This is a genomic window from Paenibacillus vandeheii, assembly GCF_030433635.1.
Lineage (GTDB): Bacteria > Bacillota > Bacilli > Paenibacillales > Paenibacillaceae > Paenibacillus > Paenibacillus vandeheii.
In genome coordinates, this window is record NZ_JAROCD010000007.1 from 429807 (window position 1) to 437229 (window position 7423).

5 protein-coding genes, 1 rRNA gene and 1 riboswitch are annotated in these 7423 nt (G+C 42.0%); of the genes, 5 read left to right on the forward strand and 1 reads right to left on the reverse strand.

The features are described 5' to 3' along the window. Window positions 1–234: 234 nt before the first annotated feature. Window positions 235–1773, forward strand: a complete 1539-nt coding sequence (gene guaA / locus P5G61_RS16625) for a glutamine-hydrolyzing GMP synthase (protein ID WP_024630777.1) — start codon at window positions 235–237, stop codon at window positions 1771–1773. 189 nt (window positions 1774–1962) lie between these two features. Here the strand turns inward: guaA and dgt are convergent, their stop codons facing one another. Beyond that, window positions 1963–3423, reverse strand: coding sequence for a dGTP triphosphohydrolase (dgt, locus tag P5G61_RS16630; RefSeq protein ID WP_301247532.1), 1461 nt, complete (start codon window positions 3421–3423; stop codon window positions 1963–1965). Between the two features lie 220 nt (window positions 3424–3643). On the opposite strand from dgt, the gene P5G61_RS16635 reads away from it, so the two are divergent. From P5G61_RS16635 to P5G61_RS16650, 4 genes are all read left to right on the forward strand, one after another. Continuing rightward, on the forward strand, window positions 3644–3895 hold the full coding sequence (locus P5G61_RS16635; protein WP_301247533.1) for a hypothetical protein: 252 nt from the start codon (window positions 3644–3646) through the stop codon (window positions 3893–3895). Window positions 3896–4287: 392 nt separating this feature from the next. After that, window positions 4288–4387: riboswitch (purine riboswitch) on the forward strand. A gap of 180 nt (window positions 4388–4567) precedes the next feature. Then, window positions 4568–5944: an NCS2 family permease gene (locus tag P5G61_RS16640; protein ID WP_024630796.1), complete on the forward strand. Its 1377-nt coding sequence runs from the start codon at window positions 4568–4570 to the stop codon at window positions 5942–5944. Window positions 5945–6188: 244 nt separating this feature from the next. After that, window positions 6189–6578 (forward strand): hypothetical protein, encoded by a 390-nt coding sequence (locus P5G61_RS16645; protein ID WP_301247534.1) that lies wholly within the window; start codon window positions 6189–6191, stop codon window positions 6576–6578. A 573-nt stretch (window positions 6579–7151) separates the two neighbouring features. After that, window positions 7152–7423 (forward strand): 16S ribosomal RNA (locus P5G61_RS16650); the annotation flags it as partial.

The window sequence follows — 7423 nt, forward strand, 5'->3', positions numbered from 1 at the left end:
TGTGAGCTTCATGCGGAAGATCTCTTTTATGATGAAAATAGTGCATAAAGCCTTTTCTTATATCTCCGATCGGAAATAAATAGAATCAAAGTGAAAATAATCGACCCAATACCGTAATTTCAGACGTTGGATTTGCCATGTTTTGAGATGTCGAAAAAAGGAGTTTCGCCTTTCCTTGACGGTATGTTTTGTCGTTGCGTATAATTAGTTTCATTAATTGAGGGAGGCACGGTAATGAATAAGCAAAATGAAATAGTGGTTGTCCTTGACTTTGGGGGACAATACAACCAGTTAATCGCCAGAAGAATCCGGGATCTCGGCGTATACAGCGAGCTTTTGCCGTATAACACACCAGCGGAGAAAATCGCAGAATTATCACCAAAGGGTATCGTGTTCTCAGGTGGACCATCTAGCGTTTACGCAGAAAATGCACCACACGTAGATCCGGCCATTTATGATCTGGGCTTGCCAATCTTCGGAATTTGTTACGGCATGCAGCTCATGGCACAACAACTTGATGGTAAAGTGGAGCGTTCCGAGAAGCGCGAGTACGGTAAAGCGGATATCGAGTTTGCGCCAGGTGCTGCTCTTGCACAAGGTATCGAAGGTGAACATACGGTATGGATGAGTCATGGTGACCACGTGGTTGCTCTTCCTGCTGGATTCAAACTGGATGCAGGCACGGAAAGTGCGCCAATCGCTGCGATGAGCAATGACGAGCGCAAATTGTATGCTGTTCAGTTCCATCCAGAAGTGCGTCACTCTGTTCGCGGGAATGAAATGATTAAAAACTTCCTGTACGAAATCTGTGGTTGCGAAGGCAACTGGAGCATGGAGACGTTCATTGAAGATACGATCAAGGATATCCGTGAAAAAGTGGGCGACGGTAAAGTACTATGCGCACTTAGCGGCGGTGTGGATTCCTCCGTTGTGGCTGCATTGCTTCACAAAGCCATCGGTGACCAACTGACATGTATGTTTATCGACCATGGTCTGCTGCGCAAAGGCGAAGCGGAGAGCGTAATGGAGACGTTCGTCGGCAAATTCGACATGAAAGTTGTCAAAATTGATGCACAAGAGCGTTTTCTGTCCAAACTGGCAGGTGTGGATGATCCGGAACAAAAACGTAAAATCATCGGTAACGAGTTTATTTACGTATTTGACGAAGAGTCCAAGCAGTTTGATGATTTTGCTTTTCTGGCGCAAGGTACACTGTACACGGATATCGTGGAAAGTGGCACAGCGACAGCTCAAACGATCAAATCCCACCACAATGTGGGCGGATTGCCTGAGGACATGAACTTCAAGCTGATCGAACCACTGAGCGCTTTGTTCAAAGACGAAGTGCGTAAAGTCGGCGAAGAGTGCGGTTTGCCAGAAGCGATCGTATGGCGTCAGCCGTTCCCAGGTCCGGGTCTGGCTATCCGTGTACTGGGTGAAGTGACTGAGGACAAGCTCAAAATCGTTCGTGATTCGGACTACATCCTGCGTGAAGAAATTATCAAAGCCGGACTTGACCGCGAAATCTGGCAATACTTCACAGCCCTGCCTAACATGAAGAGTGTTGGGGTAATGGGTGACGCGCGTACGTATTCCTATACTGTAGGTATCCGTGCTGTAACGTCCATCGATGGTATGACAGCTGACTGGGCACGTATCCCTTGGGACGTACTGGAGAAAATTTCCGTGCGGATCGTTAACGAAGTGGACAACGTAAACCGTATCGTGTATGACGTAACTTCCAAACCACCAGCAACGATTGAGTGGGAATAGGTTGTAATCATTGATGCCACTACTTGCTCGCAAACCCTTATTAGATTAGGGTTTGCGGGATTAATGGCGTTGATAGTACACTTACACAAGCAAGAATAGATTGCAAAAAAATACTCTCTTTTATCTGCGTTGTTTCGCAAATAGAAGAGAGTATTTTCTTGTGAAAAATTCAAGGAAAGGTTTCAAACTTCAGTTTGATTGCGTCCCTTTTAAACTATTATACAAATCCCTTGCGTATGTATCTGTCATTCCGGCAATAAAGTCGACCGCCACAAGAATACGGTGGTATAACTTATGCATCTCCAGTTCGCTTCCGTTCATTTCAGATCCCAATTTTGTGGCAACTAATTTATAGTTCATAAGATAATTGTCAGAAATCAATTTGATAAATTTTTCATCTACAGGCGACATTTCGCTTGTTTCATATTTGATTAATGCGGGCACAAGTTTATTCAAGAAATACTCTATAATTACTTCTGAAGAGAGTTCCAGAATATTTACATCCTTATTGGAGAAGGCATATTCCACAGAAACATCTTTTAGTATTTTCATAGTGTATTCATGATAAGTGTTTTTAAATAAGTCATGATTATACGTACCCGCCAGTATATCAGGATAATTTTTTGTGAAGCTGAACTTTGCTACATTCATCAGATGAATCTGAACTTCAAACAACCATGTGTTCAGTATGTTATAATCGCTGTCCTTATCCTCTGTGCGTAATTTTGATAATTCTTTAATTAATTGAGAAGTTTTGGTCAAATCTGCTGCAGTAGTATAATGATTTATTCTTCCATCCATGTAGCTTATTAAGTCAGATAACGATACTAATCCTTTTTTGAAAGTGTCTTCTAGATCAGCGAGTCGATATGCGATGTCATCAGCTGCCTCTACAATGAATGAAAGAGGGTGTCTATGTATTGTCTTATTATCATCCGCAAGTGTTCCGACATCCTTAGCAATGGTAAGGATATCTTCCCTTTCGGAGTACAAATAGCCGATTTTTTTAGCTGTAATCTTTTCATCTTTACGAATATCAGTACTTGGCACGGTATACTTCCCGATTGCGCTCAAAACTGCATTCGTCAGATTTAACCCAGACATACCACGATCAATATGTAAACGATTCACAATTCTGAATGTATGTGCATTCCCATCAAAGTTACAAAAGTCTTTAGCCAAATAATCTTTAAGGACGCATTCTCCTTTATCCATATAAAGAGGAAGTCCTTTAAATTGTAGATTTGAAAGATTTTTTTTGAACCATGCCTGAATGACATATTCACCGAAATGACCAAAAGGTGGATTCCCCAAATCATGAATAAGACCAGCACATTTTAGCACATCTGGTAATTCGTCAATAACAACACCACTGTTTTTTAAATGATATTCATGCAAGTTTTTAACAATTAATTGTCCTATACCCTCGGCGATAGCTGAAACTTCTAATGAATGGGTTAGTCGAGTTCGTACAAAGTCGATTTTTTCCAGTGGATAGACTTGTGTTTTATCCTGAAGGCGCCGAAATGAGGCGCTTTGCACAATGCGGCGATAATCAAAATCAAATGGATTGATAGTAACATTATTTTCTATTCTTGTGATCTCACTATTATTCTTTCTTTTTACGCTTAGCAGGTCTTCCCATTTCACAATTATTCCTCCTTCAAATTTAATAGTCTATAATTAATATCTCCTTTCTATATCGGAAACCATTGAATACAAATGAAGTAAAAAAAGTAACAACAATGGAAAAATACAGTCTTATATTTTTTCATCCCTTTTTTAGGTTCGTTTCAGATTGTTTTCAGGTCCGGCTTGTACACTGAGTACATTATACGGCTACATGGCTACTGAAAGGAGAATTGAATGTATGCGTAAAACCGACAATATGAGCAAATGGAAGATGGGCATTGGAAGTGCGTTTCTGATGGTGATGCTGGCAGGATGCGGCTCGGGTATGCAGGACTTGGCTCTCGGTGCGGGGGAATCTTCATTTGTAAATGTAGAGGCAGCAGATTCGTCTTCCGATCAGACCCAGATTCAGGAGTTATCTGAAGGATCAACCGGTGGTACTGATCAGGAACATCAGCTGGTACAGGACGTTCTTCAGACAGAGATTTAGAAAACATGGCATAGGACCTATCTTGTAAAAAAAGATTTGGCAACCGTCGCAGCTTGTTCCCTATACCTAAGCTTTTTAATATTCAGATATATTATCCACATCACATAATTATTCTATCAATAACTTATTAAGCTACCGTGGATCAAAGTGAGCATGACACTTTGATCCACGGTAGCTTTTTTGATATATACAATGAATGGAAATCAGCCTTTGGCAAGATCGACATATACTTGAAAAATTCACCGGAAACCTCATTTAAATTTGGGTTGTAAACCGCTGAACTGGTTCATTTTGTTAAATAATACGAACGATTTAGTTAATGAGTGCGAATAACATTCGTTTTTCTCATTGACAACTAGATGCAACCCTCCTAAAATAGTGATGAGAAACACACAAATAGCGCATAACTACTTCGTATAATCCTGGGGATTGGCCCGGGAGTCTCTACGAGATCACCCTAATGATCTGGCTACGAAGAGGAGAAGGCTGAGCACATGAATTCTACATGATTGCGTCGGACATACCATTACGCACATTAGAATTTTTTTTGTTCTCCGTAATTGGCACTATGCCACTCCTCATCAGCTAAAACCCTGGGTGATACATTCATCTTCAGGGTATTTGTCGTTTTTCAATATGGCTTCAACATCTCTAAGGGGGAGTTAGTGAATTATGGATCGTTTCTTCAAGCTAAAAGAAAACGGAACGAACGTTAGAACGGAGATTGTTGCGGGTCTTACTACCTTTATGACAATGGCGTACATTCTTTTTGTCAACACGCTGTTCTTGGGATCAGCTGGAGCCGGAATGTCGGATAATGCCGTATTTTTTGCAACAGCCGTAGGTGCTGGTTTGATGACCATTATTATGGGGTTGTTCGTTAACATTCCGATCGCCCTTGCACCAGGTATGGGTTTGAACGCTTACTTCATGACCGTGGTCCTGAGTTCCAACGGTGCGATTTCCTGGCAGGCCGCTCTCGGAGCCGTATTTATCTCTGGTATCGTGTTTATTATTTTGACTGTGACCAAGATCCGTCAGATGCTGCTCGTTGCAGTTCCGGATTCATTAAAAATGGCAATCACAGTTGGTATTGGTCTTTTTATTACCATTGTCGGTTTCAAACTGGCTAATCTGGTCGCTGTAACAGTCAATGTTGCACCAGATGCGGATCTGAGCCAGCCGATTCCTGGCAGCAGCTTCAATCTGTCTTTGGGTAATTTTATAACGCATCACGATGCATTACTGGCTTTGATCGGACTACTCATAATTGCTGTACTGATGGTTATGCGCGTCAAAGGAGCACTGCTAATCGGTATTATTGCCACAACGTTAATTGGTATTCCAATGGGCGTTACGAATCTTAGTGGCTTGTCCGGTGCAAGCTGGTTGCCTAACTTCAGCGATCTGGCGGTTGGTCAACTGGATCTAAAAGGTGCAATTAGTCTTGGATTGTTTGAAATCATCTTTATCTTCACCTTTGTAGAGCTGTTTGACACATTCGGAACGATGGTAGGTACAGCAACACGAATGGGGATTATGAAGGACAAGAAGAAAGGCGAGAAAACGATTGGTAAAGCCATGCTCGTCGATGCTGTGGGTGTAAGTGCAGGTGCTGCACTCGGTACTAGTACCATTACCGCTTTCGTTGAAAGTGCCTCTGGTGTTGAAGCTGGTGGACGTACGGGCCTGACTTCTGTAACGACAGGTATCCTGTTCATCCTAGCCCTGTTCATTGCTCCGCTGGCATTGGTTGTTCCGTCGGCTGCAACAGCTCCGGCATTGATTATCGTCGGTGTCCTGATGATGAGTCAGGTTCGCAGCATTGAGTGGGATGACTTCCTGCAGGCTTTCCCAGCCTTCCTTACAATCGTATTGATGCCTTTCACTGGAGGAATTGCAAACGGGATTTCCGCAGGGATTGTATCCTATGTAATTTTGGCCGTATTCAGTAACCTGGTTACGGAGCGTAAAGTGAAGATCCATTGGCTCATGTGGATATTGGCTATCATAGTTATATGCCGGTATGTATTCATCGGTGGAGAGTAACAAGTTTGACTGATTAAAAAGGGTAACGGGTTAATTAATTGTCATGGGTTCGTTATTGTACAAATGAAGAAGCGGAAGTCACGGTGCGATATCGGGCTTTCGCTTTTTTGTTTTTTCTATTAAGGTAGCATGGAATTTGAAATAAGGGACAGGAGACACTTTGAAATGTTCCCCGTAGGGGATATTATTAATTTGTGGGTTAAACGGGAATCGACTTTCTTCTATATATAAAGGAGGAATAAACATGAGTTACGATTTGATGGTTTTTGATCCAGTCAAAGCTCCAGGTGACAAAGCGTCGTTCATGAGCTGGTATGGCGAACAGACAAAGTGGTCGGAGGATCATTCCTACTCGGACATTAAGGTGAGCTCAGAGTCGTTGCAACGTTTTTATGAAGAGCTTGTTCTGACATTTCCTTCTATGAATGTGGACGATGATGTGTTTGAAGCAATGGAAGAAGCAGGAACAGATAATCGATTAACAGAATACTCGCTTGGAAAAGATGTGATTTATGCTGCATTTGCATGGTCTGTTGCGGAGGATGCCTATAAAATGATGCGTGAGTTGGCTAAGAAGCATAACGTTGGATTTTTTGATGTAAGCGGTTCGGAGGGTGAGATCATTAGACCCTGATATAAGCTATTTGAAAGATAATCTACTATATATAATAGAACCGGGTGCAATGTAAGAGATTGCTATTCTTGAATTTGGAATGATAGTTGCTGATACAGGATGAATTAATCTATTAAATTTGAATGCGATGTACAGGATTAGATCATTGCTTGTCGTGCTAGGCAGCTCGTATAAAAGATAGTAGGGGGAGAAAGTATATGTAGGGAAACGGATATGAATATTTTTGAAAATAAAGCTTGCGTTCCAAATCTGTACATGGTATATTCTAATTCCGGCCAAGAAAACACGAGAAACACGGTGCGGCAAGCAAAACGAATAAGCTTCGAAAGAAACTTAAAAAAAGAGCTTGCAAAGTTGGTTCGGATGTGATAAGATATAAAAGTTGCTGAGATGAACGAAACTTAGTAGCGAAACAAGTTTGATCTTTGAAAACTGAACAACGAGTGAGTAAACATTCTGCTTGCAGAATGAACGCGAAAGTTTGAAACAAGCCTTGGCTTGAATCGACTGGAGCACAAATGAGATTTTTAATCTCGTCAGTTTCAAAATGAGCATATCGCTCTTTTCAATACTTTATTGGAGAGTTTGATCCTGGCTCAGGACGAACGCTGGCGGCATGCCTAATACATGCAAGTCGAGCGGAGTTGATAGAAAGCTTGCTTTCTTGATGCTTAGCGGCGGACGGGTGAGTAACACGTAGGCAACCTGCCCTCAAGTTTGGGACAACTACCGGAAACGGTAGCTAATACCGAATAGTTGTTTTCTTCTCCTGAAGGAAACTGGAAAGACGGAGCAATCTGTCACTTGGGGATGGGCCTGCGGCGCATTAGCTAGTTGGTGGGGTA